This window comes from Terribacillus sp. DMT04, assembly GCF_019056395.1.
GTDB lineage: Bacteria > Bacillota > Bacilli > Bacillales > Amphibacillaceae > Terribacillus > Terribacillus aidingensis_A.
On sequence record NZ_CP077639.1, the window covers coordinates 26,258 to 52,500 of the forward strand.

Sequence of the window (26,243 nt, forward strand, 5' to 3'; positions counted from 1 at the left end):
TGACTAAAGCTTATGATTAGCTTATGTTTAACATAAGCTAATCATAAGCTTACAGAGAAGAGGTATTAATCTATCACTATGGAAAAAAATAATAAGGATAAAAATCTATATAGTTCCTATTATACAAAGTCAGAATTCATCACTGATTATATGATTGAAATGTTGAATTTAAATGAGACTCACTCAGTTCTTGAACCCTCTGCGGGTGATGGTGTATTTATTGACGCACTATTAAAGCAAAAACCAAATACAAATATTGATGCCTACGACTTAAACCCTCAAGCAATAGATGTCTTGAACAACAAGTATGATGGATATTCAAATATTCAAGTAGTAGAATCAGATACTTTGTTAGATATGGAACTTGATATGAAGGTGTTTATGAATGGAGATTATGACAGAGTGATTGGTAATCCTCCCTATGGTGCTTGGCAGGATTATGAAAAACGGGCAAAACTCAAAAATATTTATAAGGGATTTTATGTGAAAGAAACCTATGCTTTATTTTTACTACGTTGTATCTCTTTGCTAAAAGAAAATGGAGTATTAACATTCATTATTCCTGATACATTTATGAATCTTCATATGCATAGAAATCTACGTGAATTTTTATTGCTTAATACAAAAATACATGAAATTTTGATGATACCATCTAAATTCTTTCCGGGAGTAAACTTTGGTTACTCTAACCTAACTATAATTACTCTTGAAAAGACTAATAAAGAACAAGCATTATCAAATACAGTGAAAATTATTAGTAATTTAAACAGGGCTTCAGATATTGAAGATATAACTAATAGAACAAATTTTGATAAATATAGTGTGGTGGATATTCCTCAAAAGGAAATTTTTGATTCGATAGACATGGCATTTTTAATTAAGGCTGGGGACAAAGTTAGATACCTTATAAATAATCCTTCTTTGACACTAAGCGATGTTGCAGATTGTGTGACGGGAATTTATACGGGAAACAATAGAGAATACTTCAAAGTGTTAAATTCACAAGTGAGAAATCCTACAAAATGTGAATTAGTTGATAAGAATAAAGTAGAATACAATTACTTAAAATATAGAAACTTACTTGATGGTATAGAAGGTGATAAGCACTTTATTCCTGTCACAAAAGGAAATGCCGGTATGTACCATAGAAATAATGAATGGTTTATCGATTGGGGAGAAGAAGCATTAAAACATTATAGAACAGACAAAAAGGCAAGATTACAAAACTCCAAATATTATTTCAGAAAAGGTATTGCAGTGCCGATGGTTAAGTCTAGTAAAGTTAAAGCAAGTATAATAGATAATCAAGTATTTGACCAATCTGTAGTTGGTATATTTCCTAAAGAAGAAAAGTATTTAAACTATTTACTAGCGTTACTTAATTCTGATATTGTTAACACCATAATTCAGACAATTAACCATACGGCAAATAACTCAGCAAATTACCTAAAGAAGATTCCAATAGTACTACCAAAGAATGAGAATGATTTAAAATATGTAAACAATTTAGTTAATAAAATGATTAAACATATAAAGGATAAAAACGCATTGGATGAAAAATTACAAATAGAACTAAATCAAATTTTCAACACTCTATATGAATATGAAGAATTACCAACGAAGGTACTGGGATAAAGAATTTTCTCTTAAATAAGTTATTGTTTCATTATCTAAATCATTTTCCCAATCAATGTTTTCTATTATCCATTTTTTTAGTGGGAATCCAGTCAGATGTTCTATCTTTTCGTAAGTTTCATGTCCGCAATAGACTTCCCATTGACTAGAATTTTTAAGGGTTTGAAGGTAGTGGTTATTTTCACTTTCTTCAGCCCTAACTAATAATAAATTTTGGTAAGCTGGGTCTAATTTTTTGTATATACTTCCTACCATAAGTAATCTATTGGTATTCCCCTTTTCGTTTGAATTGAATCCACTTTTGAAATCAATATTATATTTTGTGCTATATGAGGCATTTTCTTCTTTAACGAAGTGTAAGTCGCTTTCCAGCTTTATTTCACCAGAAGCTACAAGTTCCCAAATTAAATCTAAATACTTATTTAGTTCTTGCCTTTCTTCTTTAGTTAGTGGCGTAGAATCCAAAAATTCATTCAAGTTTCCAAGAAGTTGTTCCTTTGCTTCTTCAAATTTAGGTGGAATAATTTCCGCGATACCTTTTAAAGAGGTATATTCCCAACACAGTTTACAAAAAGGTTCCCATAATTCACCTATTCTGCGAGTGAAATCCATGTACTCGTACGGTCGCATTCTATTCCTATATTCAATCATTACAATATAAGAACAGTAATGAACCATTAAGACTTTATTTAGACGCTGTTCATTAGTTAATTCCTCATCTTTAATCAAGGTGTCTAGTAAATTCTTAGTTAATTTCTTAATTCTACTATTCCATTTATCAATTGGCTTTTTATTATATTTAACTTCTTCATAAACTTCCTCCCCGAATTCTCGATAAATTTTTAGTAAGTTTTCTTTAGAGAAGTTATCAACCTTGTACATTCAACTTCCTCCTTGAAATAGTTTATAAAACACCATAATAATACCATAAATCACAAAAACACTTTGAAAACATAAACCTCTTAGAGGGGGATATAATATGTCTAATCTTGGAATTAGCTTTCACAAAAAAGTTTTATTAAGTATAGGAATTTAATAATGGAACTAATTTTCTACAAGTGTTATGTCCCTTTGTAACAAAAAATTAACAATCTCTATAACCGTGGGGGACAAAGGGTTCAGCCGTTTTGAAGAGTGTGAATCAATTCAGCACTTGTAATTCAGCCTAATACAACGCCTATATAATAGAAACATATGATAACTTATAAAGTTAAAGTTATTCGTTCTTAAAACAAATTGCGTTAGCGATTCGGCGAAGTCGATAAGATTCAAGGAGTTAGTAGACTGTTCTTTTGTCAAAGAACCAAAGTAATTACGCCTAAGGCATGTTCTCGTAAACTCGAACTATATTTACAAACAGTAACTAATATTGTTGATTTATATACGATAATACTTGCTAGATGCCGCGAGACGCTTTAGTCTCGTTTTTTTTGTACCCAAACGCAGGAAATGTTCTCTATTTAACTTGTATTAGATGCGATTTGTTTGCTTAGTAGGTAGGAAATAATCATGCATGGTGTTTCCTTTTACTCCTCTTGTGTTGACTATCATATAAAGTACCAGACGGCGTACGGTTGCTGTCTGGTTATTTTATTTGCGTTGTAAAGTTACACAAATACGGATAGGAGTACAAATCAAAGGAGGGAGAAAAGTGAAGAACGATACATTCGTATTGAAAGGACAAGCGGTAAAGGTAGCACGTTACTTAAAGGGAATGAAATTGAATGATTTTGCTAAGAAAGTCGGCATTGACCCTGACTACTTGTCCAAAATCGAAAATGGAGAACGAGGTATATCAGAACGTAATCAAGGGTTATTGTTGCGGGGATTAATCTATAAACTCAAGCTATCTTACGAAGAGATTGCGGCAATACACATTCTTGTTGAATATGTGAAAGGAGGAATAAAGAATGGATAAGACACAGCGATTAAATGATAAACAGCTTCACATCATAAAGGATATGTTTAAACGGAGGCTTGATGGAGAACGCATGGAAGATATCGCTACTTATCATGGTATTAGCAGAAAAACATTAAGCACCTATAAGAATAGCTTCCATGGACGTCAATTATATGCAGAATTCCAAAAGGAAATGAGTATTGATGATATTCCGAAGTTCTATTCCATTCTGTCAGAACGGATGCAAACAGGAGGGGTCAAATATCTAGAACTTTTCGCTAAGATTCATGGTCTCTTAAAAAATGAGAAACAATCAGGTTCTGTAGATGATAGTAAAAGCGACATTGCCAAGAACGGACTATCCGGAGATATGTTAGCAGACATTCAGAAAATGCTAAGAAAAGGTGATAAGAATAACCATTCCAACAACATTAAGCGAATCAAGTAATCATAAAAGGAGAGAGAGAACGTGGAAACAGTAAATGAATTGAAACAGTTAATAGAAAATGGCGAAGAAAGGAAGCAGCTACTTGCCCAACAAATCAGTGATTTAAACGATGAAGCTAATTCATTATCAGAGGCACAACAAGAGGATTTTAATAAAGCTATCCTTAACGGCAAGGAACCTAATGAGGAGTTAGCCAGTCGGTTAGAGAATGTTCAGCGGGATATTATCATAAAGCAAGGTCATCTACAACAGATTGATGGTGTGATTGAGAAAGAACTAAAAACCAAAAAACACGAAGTAGACATTGAACGTCGTAATTTTGTGAATGAAAAAGATGAAATATTCCGTAATCATTTCGACAAGATGAATGAATTGAAGCTAGCTTACCTTGAGACCCTAGTTGATTACAGCAAGATGAAAAGGAAGTATGAAAGTGAATATAGTAAGACATTTCGTGAAATGGAGGAGAAAGTAGGACTACGTAACCGCGATACCTATTATGATTTCCACCTTGGATTGAATCAGACTGGACAGCTTGATGATGAAAGGTATAATCCAATGATTTATCGTGATGAAATAAAAGAAGCATGGCATGGAAAGATTCACCCTTTGACCGAAAGAAACAGAAACAAGTTCAAATGATAATTTAATAGCTAAATCAGTGAAGGCACAAGAGGCGAGGAGTTAATTCCACGTCTCTTTTTTTATTAATCAGCACAACGGAGGTAAGCGGCATGGATGGAGTAAAAAAGACGCTAGATACAACAGTTTTAACTGTTTTTACAGTTATAGCATTTCAAATAATTTTCTAATCAACACAACAGAACATGGGGGTATTACTGATGGGAGTAAGAACAATAGAAGGGCATAAAGAACTCATACTATTCAAAAGGAGTACAAATAAAAACCGTATTTGTACAAAGTGTAGACGACTATTACCGATTAGTAAGTTTGGTAAGAACCGTAAGGAGAGACGAACTGATTGTAAAGAGTGCATGGCGAACTACAAACGCATGAAAAGGATGGAAGATGGCTACCTATCGCAATCAGTTATTAATCATAGGAGTAGGGCGTTAAGGGAGGGCTTACCTTCTAAAATGTCTGTGAAAACGCGAGAGAAGATTCTGCGGGAACAGAACAGTATTTGTATTCTAACAGGTTCACCAGAAATTACAGTGGAACATTTTATTCCAATCTCTTGGGGCTACGGCTTAGGGGATGTGTATGAGAATGTAATATACCTCAGCAAAAGAACGAATATCTCCAAAGGCAATAGGTATCCTTTTCACTGGATAGATTCACAACCCATAGAAGTCCAGGAGAGATTCCATGGTGTTTTAGTACCTATGCTAGCTAAACGTAACCAGATGACAGTACGAGACTATAAAGCCTACGTAAAGCATTGTTTTCATATGTATAGTCAGCAGCCGCAAAAAACTTCTTGAATCAAACATAGCCAATAAAAATCATTAAAGGGGAAAGATATTATGAAAACTAACAAGCAAAAGCATATCGAGGAACTACAAATGAAAGCACTCAACGGAGATGAAGACGCTTTGGAATTATATAACGAATATGTGAACAGAGGAGAAGCCACGGCTATCCACATAAGTACTAAAAACACCTCACTAAACAGTCAGAAACTAATGAGTGAAGCATATAATCAAAACGCAGAGAAGCGTGGGGATGGGTTATTCGATAGTATGTTCAGTCAGGAGATAACGAAGGAGAACATTCAAAAGGCTAACCCTCTTATCAAAATCCAATACGGGATGACTGAAAGAGAACGGCTAAAGAAAGAACATATGGAGAAGGTGAAACAACAGCAGTCCAAGGTAGGTAAGGAAAGTGGTACTAGTCAGTTAAAGAGTAAGACATTTGGAGAACTGATAAATAACGGTAAATAAAAGCTTTTTGAAGAATATTATTCAATATGACCAGGTAGAGGTGATAGGCTTCATTGCCCGTACCTCTACTTATACATACATTATTCGTCACATTGTTTATGTTTGTCTTTGATAATTCGAAGGTATTCGTTCTCATTATCTAATAATCTACTTTGTTTGGACAGCTGTTGGTTTATATCGTCTAGGCGATTCATATTGTTGGTTAATTTATTGCTAATTCCATTGAATCCTTTCCCTAGGCTGTCATTAGTTTCACCAAGCTTTTCATCAATTCTATTTAAACTCTCGTCAAATCGGTCGAATTTCTCGTGCATCCTATCAAAGTGTCCATGCATATTTTCTTTCAACTTATTTAATTCCTCAAGTATTCTTTTAGCCCCTTCCTCTGTTATACCTTCTGAATCTGTGTTTACTACCTTGTTGTTATCCTCTTTAGTCATACTAATAACACTCCTTTCATTGCTAGTTTATGGTATCAAATACACTGCTAATGTAAAGGTATGGGTTTTGCTTATATATGAAATATCGTATAATGATGGGGCTTCGATTTCTTTTTCTGTAAATCGGAGTTCTTCCTAATTTGTTGTGTGTTTGGCTAACTTACACAACTCAAAGTCCTCTATTCTTTGACATGGGAATAGGGGGCTTTTCTTTTACTTCTTTCGCCCCTTCTGAATCACGCAACAACATACCAACGCGAAGGATTGCCCGGCGTGGGAATAAGCGTAAGCCGCGGTTTGCTAACTCAAGTTTTTCCCCACTAGCAAGCGTCACAACTGCCTTTCCCATCTTATTTTCTAAAAGCTGAACTTCAACCTTTAACTCGGAAATGATTTCGTCACGGGTATATCTACGTAAACCGTCCTCGGCTAATTCCTCTTTGTTGTAGCCCATTGTCGATGTTAGTGTTTCGAATCCTACGTTATAGAAGTCTGCTACTTGCTTAACCGTAGCCAATTCCGTGCCGGGCATTAGTAGAAGGCCTTTCACTTTGTCCAAAACGTCCACGCGTTCCATGTGCTGTTCTCTTGTTGCCTTGTCTGTTAGGAATTGTTCTTGTGTAATGGAGTATCTTCAGACCCACTATAGGGAGGCATAAAGGTACGCATTCCTCTCTTCACCGATGTAACTTACGACTTGTAAATGCCTTTATATCAAGCCCTAGAAGCCATTTGAGAGGTGTTTGGATAGTTCACATGAGAAAGTTAGATAGAAAGAGGAGAACGGTGAGAGTGGCTATATAAGCACACAAAAAGACACAGCTAACAATTAGGGCTGCGTCTACGTGTTTGTTATAATACGAAGCTATTCAAGTCTGCTTCAATTTCTTCATCTGTAATGCCAATATATATAAGGGTGATTTCCGGGCGGGAATGGTTTAATATTCTTTGCAACTTGGCAACATCTTTTGTCTGCTTGTAGAACCAGTATCCAAAGGTCTTACGCATTGTATGGGTTCCTATACCTTCCTCTATATCAACCATTCTTCCTGCCTTATTAAGTTGCCTATATGCTTGTGTCGGTGTAATGGGTTTGTCTCCTTTACGGGAAGGAAATAGCCACTCACTATCAAGCCCTTTTAAGTAATCTTGTATCTCTGTATAGATGTTGGAAACATTTATTGTTCGAGGCTTCTTGGTCTTTCCCTCATATATTACTATCTTTTTCTTCCTTCTAAGTTCACTTGCTTTTAGCTTCAATAGGTCTCCTACACGTAAGCCGGTGTTTATTCCAAGTAAGAATAATATGTAGTCACGTTCCCCTCACCATTTCTTCAAACTCCATTTCATATCATCAATAATCTCTTTACTACGGATTGGTTGTACATCCTTTACTTGATTCATAGCCATTCCTCCAGACCTTTAAAAACGGTGTTTTGAATGTATGTTTTTTTCGTACAATCTCATTTTACCTAAAATTATCACTTAGTACAATGAAATCAATTAATTGAATGTATGTTTTTGCATATATTCATACATTCGCGAAAAAGAGACCCCGGGTACATGGCGGAAGGGGTTGTGTGTTGAGTGATTTGGGGGCTTGGAGAAAATAGGCATCAAATTTTTATGCCGGATGTAACCATCAAAATATGTTTCGCGATTCTTGTCACACTAGCTAAGTATCCTTTCCAATAGCACACACAAAGCGAGAAAGGAGGAAAAAATGACCAGTATTTTTAATTTATACTCACCAGAAGAAATTATGGGTAACGAGAAGCTAGAAACTTTTCTTTTAATGGAACTGGATAACAGTAGAAGGGTTAGGGATATGGTACAAACTATATTAGCGATTCCTCGAAACAGTTTTATCAGCGTAGAACGCTGTGCAGAACTGTATGAGGTAGAAGAGGAGTTAGTCCGAGAAATGCTTGAATTAAGTGAAGGACTATACGAACATCCAAACGTACTTATTACAAGGCGTGAGTGTATTAATCTATCAAGACTACTACACGAATCGAAAGTAGCTAAGGAACTGAGGATTCAATACTGTCTAGGTTAATGCCCCTAATTACTTTGAGATGTAAGAATATAACAGAAAAATAAGGAAGGATGACGAATTATGAACTTAACGAACCGTGCCCAACAAATGAGAGAAGAGGAAGATACAATTTTACTTCCCCCTACAAGCTTCTCAAGCCTTAGTGAAGTGACTAAATACTACAACATCACGGAAGAATCGGTATTATCTATGTTAAGCCTGATAGTTGCTTCAAAAGGGAAATTGGATATTTTATTATCACAAGAAGACTTATGGAAGATACAGTATCTTTTAAGTGAGAATGGAATAAAAGAACATCTATAAAATAGGAATACCGTCGTAGCTTATTCTGCATGACGGTTTTTTTAGTCACAAATCAATTCACCGCCTTCCAATAGTTGATGTACCCGCTACAAGCGGAGAATCAACGAAAGAAGGAATCTTGTTATGGAAAAGGACAATATCAACAATGGTGTTTTTTTGAAGGTACACATTTCATTGTTCACAAGCGGTGTAGCAGCAAAACTAGGTAAGTACTTGACGACCTTACTTGCTATAGCTTCATACATGGACGAGAAGGGGGAGTGCTACCCAACACAGCGACAACTTGCCGAACGGACAGGAACGACCAAAAACCTTATTAACCGCCATATAAAGGCGTTACTAGATTTTGAAGTGGATGGTAAGCCGATTATTACCAGAAGAATTGTATACAACAATAGAGGCTACGCTAACTCCATCTATACTATTCATCCGATATCGCAGGTTTCGATATTCCACGGAGAAGTAGCAGCTGTTCAAAAGCAATCATAAGGGAACGTGTCCCTATATGTGTGATGGACTTGTATTCATAGTAGTGAGTGGAGTGTATTTGTTTTGTATATACCTAGTACACACCTTAGATACTTAACTAGAACCAATAACTAGAACCATATAACAATAACCAATAACAAGAGGGAAGGGGGATAACCCCCCTTCTAATAAACAATAATATTTAGTAAGAGTAGAAATAGGAACTACAACAAAATTCAGTTATTGTTAATGATGTTAAGCTTCAATGACTTACAGAAACCCTCTAAGCCAGGATAAATTGTTTCGTGAGTAATATTCATTTTCTTTAGCTGAGACCAACATTCGTTTATTTGGTCTTTTTTAAAAATAAGTTTATGACCTACTTCATTACCGTCAAGTTTGCCCTCAACCATGCCATTAGCCTCCAATATCTCTTGGATAGATTTATCCAATACACTAGGTACTAGAAATAGCCCTTGTTGTTTTCGGATTCTTTCATTCTTCTCAAGAGGTTCATGAAACCAGACGTACGGATGATTATTATCTCGTGTGCTAATCTTTGCGAGTGCTTTGTAACGATAATCAGCTGAAAAATAGACTCTTCCCAACTTCTTTGAATAATATTTTTCTAATGCTGTAGAGTCTATTGTATATACACAAAAATCACTCATTGCACTATCTATTGCAAAAAATGCAGCAATATAAGGAGAGTATGTCCAATCAAGTAACCTTGTAGGTGTTCCGTAGTGCTGCATCATAGATAGATAACCTAGTCTTGCTTCTAACCATGCTTTTCTCTCTTCATTTTGTGAATGTTCTATAATATGGGTTGCTGAGTATAGCTTATATGATGAACGAAATTCCTTGTATATACTTTTTTCTATTGTCAGTCCTTCTCTATTTGTATAGTCGCCTAGTGATTTTTTACACTCACGATAAAAAGAAGTCTCCAAGTCCCATTCCGTTGAACTCTGCCCCCTGAAAATCCAACTTCCACCATAATCATTATGTATCAAAGAAACAAAATGCTGCCAATTCTCTATCTGAATTTCTTTCCACATTAGCTTTCCTCCTTATCTTCTAATATAACCAACAAATTTGGATAGCTAAGAACAATTAAATCTCAAAAGGTATATTACCTTTTATCTTATTGTAAGGTATTATGGTTAAAAGTACCTAATGGAGGTTAATTATGTCAAAAGAAAAGGTTAAAAATTCGAGAATTGAGAAGAAGGATATGGGTTATTGGATTGTAATATTAGTCTTAATAATGGTAGGTCAGTTCACATTCTTTTACGGGGATAAAAATGATATTGTTTCTCATATTGGTTTTGGAGGTACGATTGTTTCAATTCTCTTAGCGGTTGTAGCAATTATTTATTCATTTTACTAAAGTAGCACGTATGAAAATGCTAATACTAAACTGGATGCATCTGCTAATCAAATTAAAGAGGCTGCCGACAACCTTTCAGTAGTAAATGAGATACGACCCATGCTAGAAACCTTCAAGAATGAGGTTGGAGTTCTGAATGAAAGCATAAGCGGCATCAAGGAGATTACTGGTAGAGTAGATGATGGAGTTACTACCTTAAAGGAAAGCTTAATATTTAAAAACTCCAATTCGGAAAACACTCAAGAGTGGTCTGCAAGTTACTTTGATGAGGATTTCTTTCGTAAGCTGCTGGTTGGGGCAAGTCCATTAATTAAGATATCTATGTTCATTGCGTATAAGTTCTATAAATCTGAGGAAGAATTTTCAGTCAGGAATGCTGTAAAAGAGGTCTATATAGAATATAATGAGGAATTCGACGAGTCTATGGCTTTAAGAGTAACTGATGGTGTTTTGTCTACCTTATCAATGTCTACTCAATTAGGCTTCGTACATGTTGAAAACTCTTACGAAAATACGAAAGTGGCATACGTGAACGAGAGTCTTGAAAGCTATTTAGAGAAAGAGATATCAGAAATTAAAAGAAGTCCCGATAATGCCTACTATAATGTAATTACTTACCTTTTCTCGTAATCACTAAAGTAATCTATGTACTGACATGTTCGACAGCCATAACAATAGTGTATTTACAGAGAATGTTAGTTGCTTTATAATGACTATAACAAACGGATAAAAAGAACGTAATTCCTATGCATGAACAACGCCCCTTCTCATTGTAGCTAACGTGTTAGGGAATCGTATTCTAAATAGGGTTAGACGTTAAATGAACGGAATAATGATGGCTTTTTGCGGTTTCCTAAACCGTGTGTCGCAAGTTCGAATCTTGCCGGGGCCGTATGAAAAAACAGTCGCAGCCTAGTCTAGGTTGTGACTGTTTTTTTTGTTATTTATACAGAGTTAGGAGAATCGGGCTGACAACTGCAGCTAGTATAAGAAAGATTACTGCTATCAAACCCATCTTATTTTTCTCCTTATAAATCTTATAAGCGAATAGAGACGTATAACATACGATGAATAAAGTGATAACTGATAAATAAAAAATAGGCATCTAATCCCTCACATCTGTAATGGATGATTCACGCAACATCTTACCAAATTCCAACCCTCTTAATTGAAAGTGAACACGGACCTTTGCGTTAGGGTAGATTTTCTTGGACCAATCTGCTTCTTCATATTGTTTGATAGTCAGGAACTTAGGCCGAATATGCAAGGACCAATAAAACGGTTCTCCTTTGTACTTGTCTTGTGTTCGCCGTATAAATCGATCGGCGCGTTGTCCGAGCTGTTTATTAATAGATTGCTCCAGTATTTGTCTGTTCTTATCGTTTGTAGTGTAGTTTACAGTGCTGGGAATGGCATACACATTTAAGCTGTAGTTCACAAACACATCAATTGTTGATTGTTTATCTTTTTTATAATCAACCTTCGTTTTTACTTTGTTTATTTCCAGACGTCCTGCTATTTGATAACTAGGTTTAATTGGATCATTGTAGGAAGCAATTATATCTTTTTGGGATAGTGTAGAATCAAACATAAGGCAGAATCTAGTCTCTTCTCCAGTTAATGTGTCAATCATCTGTCCTTCTTTAAAAACAGCCGATCCCATAAATTGTGTGTGATTCTTCCCTTTTATCGGGATTTCTCCAGCCTTGTAATGATCTTCTTCTCCAAACTTTGGATCTTTATCTCTTTCTGTTGTAGCCAAAGGAGCAATAAAGAGATCGGCATCTCCCTCTGTAATTAGAAAGTAGCGAACTAAAGGTGCATCTGGTATCACACCTGTCTCCTTGGCTCTATCCAGCATGTACTGGTAAAACTTATGCGGTCTGGATTCTAATTGCGGTTTATTTTCCTGGATAAATGTTTCTGCATTTTCTTTTGAAACTACTAACTGGGCATTTAATTTCAAATCCACTGTACTTGGCGCTGATTGCATCAAATAAAGAAAGTCTTTCGAGCGCGCAAGTTCTTCAGATACAATGACTACTCTAGCTTGCTCTAATGCAATCTGCTTTGCGACAGTAGCATTTGCCGCATTTGTAGCTGTAAGAAAATCAGTACCAAGAACACTGATCACTTCTTGCGGAGGTTCATCTGTAGTCGAACCAGATGCGGAACTGCCAACTTCCGGATTTGCGATTTGAAAGGAAAATCGGTAAATCCCACTTCGGTCCGTTTTGTCTACACCAATACTTACTACGAAAGCTTGCTCTTCCAGCTCTTTTTGATCAAAGCAGCCTCCCAATAATAGTGGCATTAAAAGCAGAAGCAGAATTAATATATTCCTTTTCATTGTCTCCTCCTTTCACGCCACATCGAAGACACCAACAGGATGAATGGAAAACATAGATAGACTGGAGAAATCCAATGTAAGCCTGTTTTTCGAACAATCAATTCGTTTACGATAAAATTAGTAGGTATTAGCGATATAACCATAGCAAGAAAGCTTATTGGCAAGAGCAGTCCTTCAAAGCGCTTAATCTGAAACAACGCTCCGTAAAGCCAGCAAATCAAGTACAAGAAAATGGCGAATCGCAGAAAGTTTGAAAAAAGCCAGCCGACCATAAATAACGTGCTAATATTGGTGAAAAAGTGACCTAAAGGGACTGATTCGGTTGATTCTTGATAAAGATAGGCGATGCCGTTTATGGAGTTGTAGTCAAAAATTAAAGTGTAAATGATATAGAAGGAGACAATTAAAAGTATGGAAAGACTCCCTCCGATATAGATGCCAATGTGAAACTGTCTTGTATCATGGAATGCCTGGTAAGCGATAGTCAAAAGAAAAAACTCTAAGAAAACAGAAGAAAGGGAGATGCCATCCTTTATTACAACGTCTGCACCGCTTCCGAATAGGGGAAATAGACGCTGCCATACAGTATCTTGAAGGTCAACAAACAAAACGGAGACAATGGTTAACACAACGATCGGAATAACCGCCCATGCAAGACTGCCAATTGTCTCAAATCCTTTATTTGCTACAAATAAGATGATCAATAAGAAAGTGATGTAGATAAAGGAGGTAGGAGCGTTAGGAAAGTAAAGGTAATTTAATTCTTCTACAACATTACGCATATCAGTTGCCATTGTAAAAAAGCCGCCGAAGAACAAGAGAAGACCGATGAATGTACCGAATTTTGTTCCAAGCAGATGTTTCAGCAATTCTACAAGATTTTTCGTTTTATACTTTTTAAGTAAATGCATAAGCGTAAGAAATGGAGGTAAGATGACAATTGTAGAAATAATAGGTGAAATCCACAGAGCATTTTGTGCATTGTCGGCAAATAAGGCTGGTGTTGTATCACCGCCTTTTAGACCGATTACCATAAAGATGATTGCTGTTAATTCACGAGCGCGCATTGGTTTTTTGATTAGCTCCATTTGATTTCACCCCTTTAATTTTTGTCCATGTCTTTTGGCTTGAGGTAGCCAGGTCTCCATTTAATATTTTTAAGAAGTTTGCGGAAATAGGTGTCATCTGATGATTTGGTATGCGGTGTTTGTGGTGAAAAATAAGGAACACCGAAGGAATTTAATGAAACAACGTAAGCAAGCCAAATAATAATGGCACCTAGTAAGCTGAAAGCTCCAAAAAAACCAGCAGCAAGGATGAATAAAAAGCGCGAAATGCGTAATGTATGGTTAATGCTGTAGTTTGCAGCACTAAAAGAAGATAAGCCACTCAGTGCAACAAGGATAACAACAATAGGACTAACGATATTTGCCTCTACAGCTGCTTGTCCGAGAATGAGCGCGCCGACGATTCCGATTGTAGGTCCTAATGGATTGGGTATTCGGACACCAGCTTCTCGGATCAACTCGAATGCTACTTCCATCAGCAGCACCTCAAATGTGATGGGTAAAGGAACTTTCTCCCTGCTGGCAGCGATAGCCAGCAGTAAATCAATCGGCACCAGCTGGCTGTGAAAATTTGTTATCGCAACATAAGCGGCTGAAACAAATAGAGTGATGAGATAGGCAAATACCCTAATCAAACGGCTGAAATTCCCAAATGCCCATCGGAGGTAGATGTCCTCTGGGGAGTGGAAAAATCCCCATATTGTCATCGGAGCAATCAAGCAGGATGACGAGTTATCCATCATGATCACGATGAAACCATCTGAAATATAATTAGCAGCATTATCTGGGCGCTCGGTGTAGAGCATAGTGGGAAATAGTGACCGCGGTCTTTCTTCTAAAAATTGCTCCAGTACTTCTATATTTCGGATATTATCTACAGTAATACTCTTGATTCGACTCTTAATATTCTCAAGCACCTTATCATTCACCAAATCGCGCGTGTAAACCAAGGAAACTGGATCGACAGGCCTTACCCCGACGTCTATACTCTCCACGATTAGATCCTTGGAAGGCATTTTTTTTCGTATCATCGAAATATTTGTCGTTAAGGATTCAGTAAGAGCATCCTTTGGTCCCTTTACTGTCCTTTCATTATCTGCTTTTTCTATGGAACGGTGTTTAAAGTCTGGAATGCTGGCTTCGTATGCCTCGGAGACTCCATCCTGGAATATAATGACACTTCCTGTATTTAAACCTTTCTCTACATCATCCATATTTTTTAACGAGTTCAAACTCGATACGGTAACGATACGATCTATCGGAATAGGTTTCTTAGATGCTAACAGAGGTGTGATGATATCATCGTTGAGCTGTTTGGTACTGACTGTCGTGGTATAAAAGAATATATGATACTTGACTGCTGGTCCTTGTAGTGATCGAGACTCAAAATCAAAGTTAACTCCATACGAATACTGCTCTTCAATATAAGTTACATTATCTTTCATATTCCTGGATATCTTTCTGGCTTTTCGCTTCTCAATTGCCTCTGTCTTGTTTTTCTGCCATGGAAACATTTCCGCTCACCTCTTTTCCGTTTCCTTAGTGTGGCTAACTTGCTAACTTTTATGACACCATTCGTCCCTATCATTCGATACTAATTGCAGAATGGGTTGTGAAATTGTGACATCAACCGCTTTTATTTAGTACAAGGCTGCATAAGGTACCACATGGCAGTCAAATAAAGAAAGGGAGATGGTCGAATGGTGAAAATTTATGTAGATCCAGGACATGGAGGATCGGATCCAGGGGCAACGGCGAATGGCCTTCAGGAGAAGAATGTAACTCTAGCAATTGGGACATCTATTCGGGATATTCTGCAGCTGGAGTATGAAAACGCAGATGTTCGTATGTCACGTACAGGTGATACATTCCCGTCACTTTCTCAGCGGACGAATGATGCAAATGCATGGGGAGCGGATTTCTTCCTTAGCATTCATATCAATGCTGGCGGAGGAATTGGTTATGAAGATTACATCTACACAAAACTTTCCGACAGTTCCGAAACAGGCGTAATGCGTGCCCGCATTCATGAAGAGGTAATGAAATTAATCGATATGCCAGATCGAGGCAGAAAGAAAGCAAATTTCCATGTGCTTCGGGAAACCGCAATGCCTGCTGTTTTAACAGAAAATGGTTTTATTGATAACAGCGCGGACGCAGCGAAAATGAAAAATAACGGCTGGATTCAAAATGTGGCGCGAGGTCATGTGAATGGTTTAGAGCGTGCACTTGGACTTCGTAAGAAAGCGAATTCTACTTTCTTAATTCGTGTAAAGGCGCAGTCACTTTACTATTACAATGCACCTGATTGGAATGCGCGTGCAGGAGTGGTAAGTCAAGGAGAAGTATTCACTGTGGTAGAGACGTTGACAGTATCAGGTTCTACCATGTATAAGCTGAAGAGCGGAAATTATATTACAGCAAATACACAGTATGTAGAGATAATCTAAACAAAAAGGGCTGCCAATTTGGCAGCCCTTTTTGCGTTAGAAATTTAGGGGAAATCTTATGAGATAAGTGTAGCACGAAATTTGACGAAATAGGATGCTTACCTGACTTTCCCAAGTTCCCCTGTTATTTTGTAAGTTTATCTAACCAACTGTAAGTTTCTTTCTTAGTGACGGTCAGGATTTTCTTTCACTTTACCGGCGACATCCTGTAAATTCCCTTTTGTCTTGTCCTTTTTCCCATCGGCTTGCTGCCCCTTATCATTTCTTGCGTTGCCGATTTGATCTTTTGCTTCACCTTTTACTTTAGATACGGTACCTTTCACCTTATCGCTAAGACTTTGTTTATTTTCTGCCATGATAATCCACTCCTTTTGGTATTGTTGTATACAAGTTGTGTTCCCGCGCAAAATATTTGTAAACTATTTTAAGAAATATGTTTATTTCTTTGGCAGAGGGGTATAGTGATAGCAGGTATCCCCCATACCACTAATCTGCTAAGTGTAAGGAAAGGTCCATTCCGGCGAAGGAATGGGCCTTTTTGTGTTTGTAACACTCCTCTTTGTGGAAATACGTTACCAAGTACAAATAGAGGAGGATACACATGGAAACGCATCAGCTGTATATCAATGGACGTTTTGTCACCTCGCAAGCAGAAGAATCAATCGACATTTTGAACCCGGCAACAGAAGCAGTCATCTCAAAGATTCCGAAAGCAACAGAAGATGAAGTGAATCAAGCAGTGGAAGGCGCAGCCGCTGCCCAAAAAGACTGGGAGCAGATGCCGGCGATTGAACGTGCTAAAATTGTTCGCCAGCTTGGCGATGAGCTGGAAAAACGGAAAGACACTTTTGTAGCCTTACTGCAGGAGGAACAAGGGAAGAATTATGAGCTTGCTACAGGCGAAGTGGACATGGCAATTGACTTCTTTCGTTATACATCGGAATGGGCCCGCCGTATAGAAGGTGAAATTGTTCCAAGTGACCGGCCAAACGAAAATATCTTTATCTATAAGAAGCCAATTGGAGTTGTTGCGGGCATTGTGCCATGGAACTTCCCGGTATTTATTTTGGCACGCAAAGTCGCTCAGGCGCTAACGGCAGGTTGTACATTAGTGCTTAAACCGAGTCAGCAAACACCGAATACAGCTTATGCATTTACAAAGATGGTCGATGAATTAGGGATCGTACCAGATGGTGTGTATCAATATGTGACAGGAACGGGCTCAGCATTAGGAAATCAGCTTGCTTCTCACAATAAAGTAGACATGATTTCGATTACAGGTAGTGTTACAGCAGGTACAAAGGTTATGGAAGCTGCTGCCCAGAACATTACGAAAGTGAATCTGGAATTAGGCGGCAAAGCGCCAGCAATCATAACGGAAAATGCGGATATAGATTTAGCAGTGGAACAGGTGAAAGCATCACGTCTTTTGAATAACGGACAAACATGCACCAATGCAGAGCGTGTTTATGTACATGAAAGCATTGCGGAAGACTTTACAGAAAAACTGAAACAGGCATTTGAGCAAGTATCTTATGGAAATCCAGCAAAGGATCATAATGTGGAATTAGGACCGCTTGTAAGTCAGGATCGTTTAGAGACAGTAGAGAAGATGGTTGCGGCAGCACAAGAAGAAGGTGCGGAATGCATTATCGGAGGAAGAAGAGCAGAAGCAGACTCCGGCTACTTCTACGAGCCAACTATCTTAACAAGCGTGCAGCAGGATTCTTCGATTATTCAAGAAGAGATTTTCGGTCCAGTTGTCCCAATTGTGACATTTACAAGTCTTGAGGAAGCAATTGAAATGGGCAATGACACAGACTATGGTCTTTCTTCTTCTGTATACACGGAAGATATTAACGAAGCAATGAAGGTAATCAATGAACTTAAGTTCGGTGAAACATATGTGAATCGTGAAAATATGGAAGCTGTACAAGGATACCATGCGGGGATTCGCAAGTCAGGGCTTGGCGGTACAGATGGCAAGCATGGCGTGGAGGACTACTTGGTTACACAAACTGTTTACATGCAGTATAAGAAATAAGCGGAGGGCACCTGTATTTTTCCTGCAGGTGCTTTTATTGTTTTCCTTTCACTGGTAAAGAAAACAAGGTACAATAAGAATAACCTACTTGCCTTACGATCATAGACAAAGGCCTTTTTTATTTCAGTTTATTGAAAACGCTTACAAATTAAAGGGAAGGATGTCGAATCATGAAAATGTTAGCACCTCTCGCTGGAAAGCATAATGTATCTGATTTTGAAACGCTTTGTAAGTCTTTTGAATGGAGTCAAATGGAACGGAACTTTTCTTGGTTTACAACAGGTAAAGTGAATGCAGCGTATGAGGCAGTCGATCGTCATGCAGAAAATCCTGCTAAAGCCAACCAGCTTGCCTTAATTTATCAAGACGGAGACAAGGAAGAGAAATGGACGTTCACGCAACTAAAGGAACGGAGCAATCAGGCGGCCAATATGCTTACATCTCTCGGTGTGACAAAAGGTGACCGAGTATTTTTGTTCATGCCTCGCTGTCCTGATTTTTATGCAAGCTTCTTTGGTATTCTCAAAACTGGTGCTGTTGCAGGCCCTTTATTTGAAGCCTTTATGGAACAGGCGGTAGAAGATCGTTTAAAGGATAGCGGTGCAAAAGTTTTAATTACAACAGCAGAATTGCTGCCGCGTGTAAATCGGGATAACCTGCCAGATCTGCAAGAAATCATTGTACTTGATTGTGAACCAGCAGATGACTTATACGATTATGAAAAACTGATGACTGCTGCTTCAACAGCGTTTGAACCTGTGTGGCTGGATAAAGAAGATGGGATGCTGCTGCATTATACTTCAGGTTCTACTGGTAAACCGAAAGGGGTGTATCATGCTCATCGTGCTATGATCCAACATTATGCTACAGGTAAATGGGTGCTGGATTTGCAAGAGGATGATGTGTATTGGTGTACTGCTGATCCCGGCTGGGTAACCGGAACAAGCTACGGTATTTTTGCACCCTGGCTGAATGGCGTAACGAATGTCATTGCTGGCGGACGTTTTACGCCGGAAGCTTGGTATAAGACAATTGAAAAGCACAAAGTAACCGTATGGTATACAGCGCCGACTGCATTGCGAAAGCTGGCTGCTGCAGGAGATGAGGTAGCGCATTCCTTTGACTTGTCCTCACTTCGTCATGTCCTCAGCGTTGGGGAACCTCTAAACCCGGAAATTATCTATTGGGCCGAAGAAGTGTACGGAAAACGAATCCACGATACGTGGTGGATGACTGAGACCGGCGCAATGCTAATCGTCAATCATCCAACGCTGCCGATTAAACCGGGTGCCATGGGAAAACCAATTCCGGGTGTTGAAGCTGCCATTATAGATGACGCAGGCAACATCCTGCCGCCGCATAAGAGCGGAAATTTAGCAGTGAAGGCTGGCTGGCCATCCATGATGAAGACCATCTGGGGCAATCAAGAGAAGTTTGACAGTTATTTTATCAATGGCTGGTATGTTTCCGGAGATAGCGCCAAGATGGATGACGACGGCTATTTCTGGTTCGAAGGGCGTTTGGATGATGTTATTAACACGTCGGGCAAACTCGTTGGCCCATTTGAGGTAGAAAGCAAACTGATTGAACATTCTGCTGTTACAGAAGCTGCAGTGATTGGAAAGCCCGATGAAGAACGTGGAGAAATTATCAAGGCATTTATCACACTGGATAAGGGGCATAAAGACTCCATTGAACTGCGTGAAGAAATTCGTCTGTTTATTAAGAAGGGTTTAAGTGCACATGCGGCTCCACGCGAAATCGAGATTGTCAGCTCCATTCCAAAGACAAGAAGCGGCAAGATTATGCGCCGCTTACTTCGTGCTAAAGAACTCGGGCTTCCGCTAGGGGACACGTCCACTTTAGAGGAATAACAGGTTTAGCCAGCTTCACAGGTGGAACTATACATTGTGTAATACTTTTAAAAGGAGTGTTAAACAATGGCTAAAATTGCAACAGTAATTACTGACATGTTCGAAGACGTAGAATACACAGACCCAGCTAAAGCATTCAAGGAAGCTGGTCACGAAGTCACAACGATTGAAATGGAAGCAGGTAAATCCGTTACAGGCAAGCAAGGAGATGCAACGGTATCTATTGACAAAGGCATCGATGAGGTAAATCCATCTGATTTTGATGCACTATTCATTCCTGGCGGTGTATCACCAGATAACTTGCGGGCAGACGACCGATTCGTAAATTTCGCAAAGCATTTCATGGATGAAAAGAAACTTGTATTTGCGATTTGTCACGGTCCACAGCTCCTTATTACAGCTAAAACACTAGAAGGGCGTAAAGCAACAGGGTTTAAATCCATTCAAGTAGATATGGAATATGCAGGCGCTACAGTCGAAGATAAGGAAGTTGTCGTATGTCAGGATCAACTGGTTACAAGCAGACAGCCTGATGACATTCCAGCTTTCATCGAACAATCTTTGAAACTAATCAAATAAGTACAATTTACTCCCGGCGATTGCCGGGAGTTTTATGTAGGAGGGAGAATATGATTGTAAGAAAAAGCGACAAGGGGACTATACTCATTCCGCAGCATGCACATGCCGCTATTTCCGGGGAAATAGCCAGGCATTGGCGTACAGATGACCCAGAATCACCTGCGCAGCGCCCGGAGGCAATCATGGCAATTGAGCAGCATGATCGAGCTTGGATACCATTAGATAAAATGCCAAAGAAGAAGCCAGATGGGGGATTTTTCAGCTTTATTGATTACCCGATTGCTGATAAGCTTCGTGCATATCAACAAGGTATTATGGAAGTGAGAGAGCATTCTCGTTATGCAGCTATTTTATGCAGCCGTCATTATTGCTCCTTCTTTTCTGCAGATACAGATGACCAACGAATTAAGGCATTTCTGGAACGAGAGAATGGCTTGCAGCAAGCAGATGAGCAAACACTATCACCCCAGGAAAGAGAAACATTAGCATTTGATCAGAAGCTTCTCGAATTCTGTGATGATGTTTCCCTTTATATTTGTATGAACGAACCTGGTGCATCAAAAAAAGAGGAAGTAAGTTGGTTCAGAGATGGGTTTCGACAGCACTTCTCTTTTGCCGATAAGGTAATCGGAACATGGGTATCAGCCAATCAAGTCACACTTACTCCTTCTCCGCTGCAAAGTCCGCTGAACGTCTCTGTTCCGATGTATCTTGCAGATGGAGGTCAGTGGACCGAAGAAAAGTACTTGGTAACAGTAACATAAGAAAAAGAGCAGTAGTGAACACTGCTCTTTAAAGTTTTCTAATCGTGAAATTGTCCTGAAGCAGCAGCCAGTTTTGCGGGAAAGAAAGACCTAGCTTCCAATAACTAATACCACGCAAGTTCAATTCCTTGATCAAATCAAACTTGGCTTGTATAGATCGGGCATCTTCAAACCACACCTCGTGCTGGGCACCGTCAGCATCTGTATAGGTAAAGAACGGTGCTTGTGCTGTTGTGTCGTATTGAATGGATACATTATTTTCGCGTGCAATTGCGATAGCTCGCTGCGGGCTTACGGCCTTGGCATAATCTCCGCCAGGTTCATAGGGAAGTGTCCAGTCATATCCATATAAGTTTTGGCCAAGCACTATTTTATTTGCTGGCATTTCCGTCAGCGCATACTCTACAACGTCGCGTACATTCGGTAAAGGAGAAACTGCAAGCGGCGGTCCTCCGCTGTATCCCCATTCATAGGTCATCAAAACGACAAAATCCACAATCTCACCGTGTGCAGCATAATCATGCGCTTCATACCATTGTCCTTGCTGAGAAGCACTTGTTTTCGGCGCTACCGCTGTAGATACACGCAGTCCTTGAGGACGAAGTCTGGCGACAGCGCGACGAAGGAAGTTGTTATAATCCTCTCGATTTTCTGCCGGAAGAAATTCAATATCAAAATGTACTTCGCGAAACCCAACATCATCGGCAACATCAATAATATTTGTGAATAAGCGATCCTGAACCGCTGTATCTGTCACAAGTGTCTTACCAAGTTCTTCGCTGAACTGTCCACCTTCAATTGTAGAAATAGCCAAACTTAGTGTTGTATTGTTATTTTCCGCTATGGTGGCAAAGTCATTTAATGGCGGAGCAGTCAGATTACCTTGACGGTCCACTTTGTAGCTGAACGGCATTAAATAGGTCAAATAAGGTGCGCGTTGTCTAGCTGCAGTCTCCAGTGTTTGGGAAACTGTATTTCCTGATGGTTCGATGTAGGCATTGGAATCAAGTTCTGTCTTTGGTTTGGCAGGCAGATAAAGACGCAGGCCAGGCTGAAGGATAGCGGTCTCTGAAATGTTATTAATACGAGCTATTTCTGCTGCAGTCAGATCATTTTTTCTGGCAATGCTGTAAAGACTGTCTCCTGTTTGGACATAATAAAAGGATCCGATAATGGGGATTACTAATGCTTGGCCAATAACAAGGTTATTAGGGGCTTCAAGTTCATTTGCTGTAATTAATTCCTGACTAGTCGTTCCATACCGGCTTGCAATACTCGTTACTGTGTCTCCACGCTGAACTGTATAGATTTGCAAAACGACTCCTCCTTTAAGTAGCCTCTGTAGAAAAGCTATGCTCGGAGGAGCCGTTCTATGTTAAATTGGATCGGTTTGAGCATTGAGTGTACTTTCAATGACACGCAATGCATCTTCGTTTTCTTCTTTGGTATTAGAAGCTACACAGTTTCTCGGCACATCTAGCTTGAATTCCCGCATATGTGCATCATTTGCAGAGAAAATAACACAGATATTGCCTGCAACACCAGCTAGTATAACGCGCTCGCAATCCAATTCCTTCAGTAATGACGGAAGAGATGTTTGGAAGAATGCGGAGTGTTTGGGTTTTAAAAGAAAGTAATCATCTTCACTCGGCATCATTTTATCAATGATTTCTTTATTGTCATCTGTTCGGGTATGATCAGCAATTTTTTTAAAGTTATCCTGCCAAATTCCATAGTGATCGTTTACATAGATGACAGGCCAGCTGTTCTCTTTTGCTTTATTGCGCAGCTTCTCCCAGTTAGGGAGAATTTCCTTCGTATTCTCAAGCAGCTTATCACCGCCGGGAAAATCGAATGTATTGAATACATCTATAAATAAAACAGCTTTTTTATCGCTCACAGCTATCGTCCCCTTTACTTCATAGTAGAAAGCTTCTTATACTTATACATTATCTACTTCAGGTAACTTCAAACCTTATAAATAGAAATGTGGGATATATATATGACAACAGATGCTTACTGGATGGAACAAGCAATAAAAGAGGCAAAGCGGGCAGAGCTTCTTGAGGAAGTGCCAATTGGGGCTATTATCGTAAAAGACGGAGAAATAATCGCCAGCGGATACAATCTAAGAGAGACAACACAGCAGGCGCAGTCGCACGCTGAGATGCATGCTATTCAGTCAGCAAATGAAAAAGTCGGCAGCTGGCGGCTGGAGGATTGTGATTTATATGTCACACTTGAGCCTTGTCCTATGTGCGCGGGAGCTATTATCCAATCGCGGATTCGCCGCGTGATATTTGGTGCGTATGATCCGAAAGCAGGATGTGCAGGTACATTATATAATTTGTTGGATGATTCCCGATTCAATCATCAAACAGAAGTGATAGGCGGCGTCATGCAAGATGAATGCGGCGGTATGCTCACCTCCTTTTTCCGGGATCTGCGGAAGCGTAAAGCTGCGAAAAACAGCCGGGATTGATTTTTCATTCTAAACAAGCTATACTATAAATTGCGCTAACAAATGCGCCTAACTTTATTCACAACTTAGCCGTGCTAAGCGGGGAGGTAGCGGTGCCCTGTACTCGCAATCCGCTGTAGCGAGGCCGAATTCCCGCCCGAGGTAATACGGCTTTAAGGTCTGCCATAAGGAATTGGTGTTGACACCCGGGTCCTGCGCAACAGGAACCTGTGAACCCTGTCAGGTCCGGAAGGAAGCAGCAGTAAGCAGTTCCTCCTGTGTGCCGCGGGGAAGCCTGGGTCGAGCCATGAACTTATGTAACGCTTAGATCCGTATTATCGACGGTGGGTGCACGGCGCTTAATCAATAAATAATCAGAGTCCTTGCCATTTGGTAAGGGCTCTTTCTATGTAGTAACAGGTATCTAATTCCGTTATAATGGAATAACAAAGAAAAAAGGAGCGCGGCCTGATGAGTTATCAAGCGTTATACCGTGTTTGGCGGCCGAGGACATTTTCTGATGTAGTAGGTCAGGAACCGATTATCCGCACGTTAAAGAATGCCATTATGCAGGATAAATTTTCACATGCCTACTTGTTTTCCGGACCGCGTGGTACAGGGAAGACAAGTGCGGCGAAGATCTTTGCGAAGACGATCAACTGCGAGCACGCACCTGTAGAGGAAGCTTGCAATGAGTGTGCTGCCTGCAGAGGGATACAAGACGGATCTATCTCGGATGTGATTGAGATAGATGCAGCGTCCAATAATGGAGTTGAGCAGATACGGGATATTCGGGACAAAGTGAAATATGCTCCCACTGCGGTAAACTATAAAGTATATATTATTGATGAAGTTCACATGCTCTCAATCGGGGCATTCAATGCGCTTTTAAAGACATTGGAAGAACCGCCGAAGCATGTAGTCTTTATTTTAGCAACAACAGAACCGCATAAGATTCCGCTGACGATTATTTCGCGCTGTCAGCGTTTCGATTTTAAGCGAATCAATCAGCAAGCAATGGTCAACAGAATGCAGGAGATTCTGGATAATGAGCAGATAACTGTATCGGATGAAGCGGTAGAATCTGTTGCGCTTGCAGCAGAAGGCGGAATGCGGGATGCGCTTAGTCTTTTAGATCAGGCAATATCCTATAGTGAAGAAACCGTCCAGCTGGAGGATGTCTTGGCTGTTACAGGTGCTGTTTCGCAAGATCGACTCACAGCAGTCATTCGGGCGTGTGCGAAGCAAGATGTGCAAACAGCACTCGAGCAAGTGGATTTACTTATCCAAGATGGGAAAGATCCGGGACGTTTTGTCTTTGATCTTATCTATTATTTACGGGACTTGCTTATGTTTCAAAGTGCTCCGGGAATGGAGAATATATTAGAACGCGTGCTGGTTGACGATGCGTTCAAGCAGCTGGCAGAGGAAGTGAATGCAGCTTGGATCCAAGATGCCATTGTAGAGCTCAACCGCTGCCAGCAGGAAATTAAATGGGCGAACAGTCCAAAAGTCTTTGTTGAGATTGCTATTCTTCATATTGCTGATCAAAGCGCTCCGACAGCGAGTGTAGAAGCAGAGGCTGTGCAGCAGCTGACACGAAAGCTTGCTCAGCTCGAGCAAGAGCTGAAGCAATTGAAGCAGCAGCCACAGCAAACAAACGCGCCCGCTGCAGCAGAGCAACCGAAACGGCAAGTGCGGACAGGCGGTAAGAACAACTACCGTGTGCCGTTTGAGCGAATTCGCCAAGTGTTATCGGAAGCGACAAAGGATGAACTGAAGCTAGTAGCGGAACATTGGGCGAGTTTCATGGATGCGTTGAAGCGGCAAAATGCCCCTGCTCATGCCACTATCTTGAATAGTAAGCCAAGAGCAGCATCTTCTAACAGCATTATTATTGGATTTAAATATGAGATTCACTGTTCACTTGCCTTAGAACATAAAGACACGATAGAATCATTACTAGCAGAGCGCATCGGACATCAAGTCGCGATTATACCGATTCCGGAAGAGAATTGGACGGAGCTGCGAGAAGATTTCTTAAAGAATCAAAAGCAACAAGATCCGGCAGAGGCTGCGAACCAGGAAGAAGATCCAATTA

At 39.5% G+C, this 26,243-nt stretch carries 28 protein-coding genes and 1 other RNA gene (1 of these 29 cut by a window edge); 18 read left to right on the plus strand and 11 right to left on the minus strand.

Annotation, left to right across the window (positions count from 1 at the left end; all coding sequences use genetic code 11):
- The first annotated feature begins 78 nt into the window (after positions 1 to 78).
- Positions 79 to 1,635, plus strand: a complete 1,557-nt coding sequence (locus KS242_RS00120; protein WP_217322513.1) for an Eco57I restriction-modification methylase domain-containing protein — start codon at positions 79 to 81, stop codon at positions 1,633 to 1,635.
- Here KS242_RS00120 and KS242_RS00125 read toward each other — a convergent pair.
- Positions 1,612 to 2,517, minus strand: coding sequence for a hypothetical protein (locus KS242_RS00125; protein ID WP_217322514.1), 906 nt, complete (start codon positions 2,515 to 2,517; stop codon positions 1,612 to 1,614). The genes KS242_RS00120 and KS242_RS00125 overlap by 24 nt on opposite strands.
- Before the next feature lie 769 nt (positions 2,518 to 3,286).
- On the opposite strand from KS242_RS00125, the gene KS242_RS00130 reads away from it, so the two are divergent.
- From KS242_RS00130 to KS242_RS00145, 4 genes are all read left to right on the plus strand, one after another.
- The gene (locus KS242_RS00130) at positions 3,287 to 3,553 is read left to right on the plus strand and encodes a helix-turn-helix domain-containing protein (protein ID WP_217322515.1); all 267 of its coding nucleotides are present in this window, start codon (positions 3,287 to 3,289) and stop codon (positions 3,551 to 3,553) included.
- Positions 3,546 to 3,983 (plus strand): hypothetical protein, encoded by a 438-nt coding sequence (locus KS242_RS00135; RefSeq protein ID WP_217322516.1) that lies wholly within the window; start codon positions 3,546 to 3,548, stop codon positions 3,981 to 3,983. The genes KS242_RS00130 and KS242_RS00135 overlap by 8 nt, the downstream gene beginning before the upstream one ends.
- A gap of 21 nt (positions 3,984 to 4,004) precedes the next feature.
- Positions 4,005 to 4,625, plus strand: a complete 621-nt coding sequence (locus tag KS242_RS00140) for a hypothetical protein (RefSeq protein ID WP_217322517.1) — start codon at positions 4,005 to 4,007, stop codon at positions 4,623 to 4,625.
- 845 nt (positions 4,626 to 5,470) lie between these two features.
- Positions 5,471 to 5,890, plus strand: a complete 420-nt coding sequence (locus tag KS242_RS00145; protein ID WP_217322518.1) for a hypothetical protein — start codon at positions 5,471 to 5,473, stop codon at positions 5,888 to 5,890.
- A gap of 80 nt (positions 5,891 to 5,970) precedes the next feature.
- On the opposite strand, the gene KS242_RS00150 is transcribed toward KS242_RS00145, so the two are convergent.
- The 3 genes from KS242_RS00150 to KS242_RS00160 all read right to left on the minus strand — a co-directional run bounded on the left by KS242_RS00150 (position 5,971) and on the right by KS242_RS00160 (position 7,638).
- A complete protein-coding gene (locus tag KS242_RS00150) occupies positions 5,971 to 6,330 on the minus strand; it encodes a hypothetical protein (RefSeq protein WP_217322519.1) in 360 nt (119 codons plus the stop codon).
- Between the two features lie 169 nt (positions 6,331 to 6,499).
- Positions 6,500 to 6,907: a hypothetical protein gene (locus KS242_RS00155; protein WP_217322520.1), complete on the minus strand. Its 408-nt coding sequence runs from the start codon at positions 6,905 to 6,907 to the stop codon at positions 6,500 to 6,502.
- Positions 6,908 to 7,182: 275 nt separating this feature from the next.
- A complete protein-coding gene (locus KS242_RS00160; RefSeq protein WP_254391849.1) occupies positions 7,183 to 7,638 on the minus strand; it encodes a tyrosine-type recombinase/integrase in 456 nt (151 codons plus the stop codon).
- 415 nt (positions 7,639 to 8,053) lie between these two features.
- On the opposite strand from KS242_RS00160, the gene KS242_RS00165 reads away from it, so the two are divergent.
- From KS242_RS00165 to KS242_RS00175, 3 genes are all read left to right on the plus strand, one after another.
- Positions 8,054 to 8,389, plus strand: coding sequence for a hypothetical protein (locus KS242_RS00165; RefSeq protein ID WP_217322521.1), 336 nt, complete (start codon positions 8,054 to 8,056; stop codon positions 8,387 to 8,389).
- 60 nt (positions 8,390 to 8,449) lie between these two features.
- Positions 8,450 to 8,692: a hypothetical protein gene (locus KS242_RS00170; protein ID WP_217322522.1), complete on the plus strand. Its 243-nt coding sequence runs from the start codon at positions 8,450 to 8,452 to the stop codon at positions 8,690 to 8,692.
- A gap of 123 nt (positions 8,693 to 8,815) precedes the next feature.
- Positions 8,816 to 9,181, plus strand: coding sequence for a helix-turn-helix domain-containing protein (locus KS242_RS00175; protein ID WP_217322523.1), 366 nt, complete (start codon positions 8,816 to 8,818; stop codon positions 9,179 to 9,181).
- A 215-nt stretch (positions 9,182 to 9,396) separates the two neighbouring features.
- On the opposite strand, the gene KS242_RS00180 is transcribed toward KS242_RS00175, so the two are convergent.
- The gene (locus tag KS242_RS00180; RefSeq protein ID WP_217322524.1) at positions 9,397 to 10,221 is read right to left on the minus strand and encodes an FRG domain-containing protein; all 825 of its coding nucleotides are present in this window, start codon (positions 10,219 to 10,221) and stop codon (positions 9,397 to 9,399) included.
- A gap of 131 nt (positions 10,222 to 10,352) precedes the next feature.
- Here KS242_RS00180 and KS242_RS00185 point away from each other — a divergent pair, with 131 nt between their 5' ends.
- Together KS242_RS00185 and KS242_RS00190 are read left to right on the plus strand one after the other, a co-directional pair.
- On the plus strand, positions 10,353 to 10,553 hold the full coding sequence (locus KS242_RS00185) for a hypothetical protein (protein WP_217322525.1): 201 nt from the start codon (positions 10,353 to 10,355) through the stop codon (positions 10,551 to 10,553).
- Between the two features lie 99 nt (positions 10,554 to 10,652).
- Positions 10,653 to 11,183, plus strand: coding sequence for a hypothetical protein (locus KS242_RS00190; RefSeq protein WP_217322526.1), 531 nt, complete (start codon positions 10,653 to 10,655; stop codon positions 11,181 to 11,183).
- Positions 11,184 to 11,658: 475 nt separating this feature from the next.
- On the opposite strand, the gene KS242_RS00195 is transcribed toward KS242_RS00190, so the two are convergent.
- Genes KS242_RS00195 through KS242_RS00205 form a run of 3 tightly spaced genes read right to left on the minus strand, consistent with a single transcriptional unit; the run spans position 11,659 to position 15,484 of the window.
- Complete coding sequence (locus tag KS242_RS00195; RefSeq protein ID WP_217322527.1) at positions 11,659 to 12,903, minus strand: Ger(x)C family spore germination protein; 1,245 nt, start codon at positions 12,901 to 12,903, stop codon at positions 11,659 to 11,661.
- Positions 12,900 to 13,991 carry a GerAB/ArcD/ProY family transporter gene (locus KS242_RS00200; RefSeq protein ID WP_217322528.1) on the minus strand — a complete coding sequence of 364 codons (1,092 nt, stop codon included), beginning with the start codon at positions 13,989 to 13,991 and terminating at the stop codon, positions 12,900 to 12,902. Before KS242_RS00200 ends, KS242_RS00195 begins: the two co-directional genes overlap by 4 nt.
- 14 nt (positions 13,992 to 14,005) lie before the next feature.
- On the minus strand, positions 14,006 to 15,484 hold the full coding sequence (locus KS242_RS00205; RefSeq protein WP_217322529.1) for a spore germination protein: 1,479 nt from the start codon (positions 15,482 to 15,484) through the stop codon (positions 14,006 to 14,008).
- A gap of 186 nt (positions 15,485 to 15,670) precedes the next feature.
- On the opposite strand from KS242_RS00205, the gene KS242_RS00210 reads away from it, so the two are divergent.
- Positions 15,671 to 16,420, plus strand: a complete 750-nt coding sequence (locus tag KS242_RS00210) for an N-acetylmuramoyl-L-alanine amidase (RefSeq protein ID WP_217322530.1) — start codon at positions 15,671 to 15,673, stop codon at positions 16,418 to 16,420.
- Between the two features lie 164 nt (positions 16,421 to 16,584).
- On the opposite strand, the gene KS242_RS00215 is transcribed toward KS242_RS00210, so the two are convergent.
- Positions 16,585 to 16,776 (minus strand): CsbD family protein, encoded by a 192-nt coding sequence (locus tag KS242_RS00215; protein WP_217322531.1) that lies wholly within the window; start codon positions 16,774 to 16,776, stop codon positions 16,585 to 16,587.
- Positions 16,777 to 17,021: 245 nt separating this feature from the next.
- On the opposite strand from KS242_RS00215, the gene aldA reads away from it, so the two are divergent.
- The 4 genes from aldA (at position 17,022) to KS242_RS00235 (ending at position 21,681) form a co-directional block, all read left to right on the plus strand.
- Positions 17,022 to 18,464, plus strand: coding sequence for an aldehyde dehydrogenase (gene aldA / locus KS242_RS00220; RefSeq protein ID WP_217322532.1), 1,443 nt, complete (start codon positions 17,022 to 17,024; stop codon positions 18,462 to 18,464).
- 170 nt (positions 18,465 to 18,634) lie between these two features.
- Complete coding sequence (gene acsA / locus KS242_RS00225; protein WP_217322533.1) at positions 18,635 to 20,338, plus strand: acetate--CoA ligase; 1,704 nt, start codon at positions 18,635 to 18,637, stop codon at positions 20,336 to 20,338.
- 66 nt (positions 20,339 to 20,404) lie between these two features.
- Entirely contained in the window at positions 20,405 to 20,917 is a 513-nt protein-coding gene (locus KS242_RS00230; protein ID WP_217322534.1) for a type 1 glutamine amidotransferase domain-containing protein, read from the plus strand.
- Between the two features lie 50 nt (positions 20,918 to 20,967).
- Entirely contained in the window at positions 20,968 to 21,681 is a 714-nt protein-coding gene (locus tag KS242_RS00235; protein WP_217322535.1) for a DUF3891 family protein, read from the plus strand.
- Between the two features lie 28 nt (positions 21,682 to 21,709).
- Here KS242_RS00235 and KS242_RS00240 read toward each other — a convergent pair whose 3' ends face one another.
- Complete coding sequence (locus tag KS242_RS00240) at positions 21,710 to 22,996, minus strand: glycoside hydrolase family 18 protein (RefSeq protein WP_217322536.1); 1,287 nt, start codon at positions 22,994 to 22,996, stop codon at positions 21,710 to 21,712.
- A 60-nt stretch (positions 22,997 to 23,056) separates the two neighbouring features.
- Entirely contained in the window at positions 23,057 to 23,581 is a 525-nt protein-coding gene (locus KS242_RS00245) for a cysteine hydrolase family protein (RefSeq protein ID WP_254391760.1), read from the minus strand.
- Between the two features lie 102 nt (positions 23,582 to 23,683).
- Between KS242_RS00245 and tadA the strand changes: the two genes are divergently transcribed.
- The 3 genes from tadA to dnaX all read left to right on the plus strand — a co-directional run.
- Entirely contained in the window at positions 23,684 to 24,163 is a 480-nt protein-coding gene (gene tadA / locus KS242_RS00250) for a tRNA adenosine(34) deaminase TadA (RefSeq protein ID WP_217322537.1), read from the plus strand.
- 69 nt (positions 24,164 to 24,232) lie between these two features.
- An RNA gene (ffs, locus tag KS242_RS00255) (signal recognition particle sRNA large type) lies at positions 24,233 to 24,498 on the plus strand.
- Between the two features lie 115 nt (positions 24,499 to 24,613).
- A protein-coding gene (dnaX, locus tag KS242_RS00260) for a DNA polymerase III subunit gamma/tau (RefSeq protein WP_217322538.1) crosses the window boundary here: on the plus strand, positions 24,614 to 26,243 show its 5' portion. The gene runs 53 nt beyond the window's last position; only the first 1,630 of its 1,683 coding nucleotides appear in the window; it begins with the start codon at positions 24,614 to 24,616; its stop codon lies off the right edge, out of view.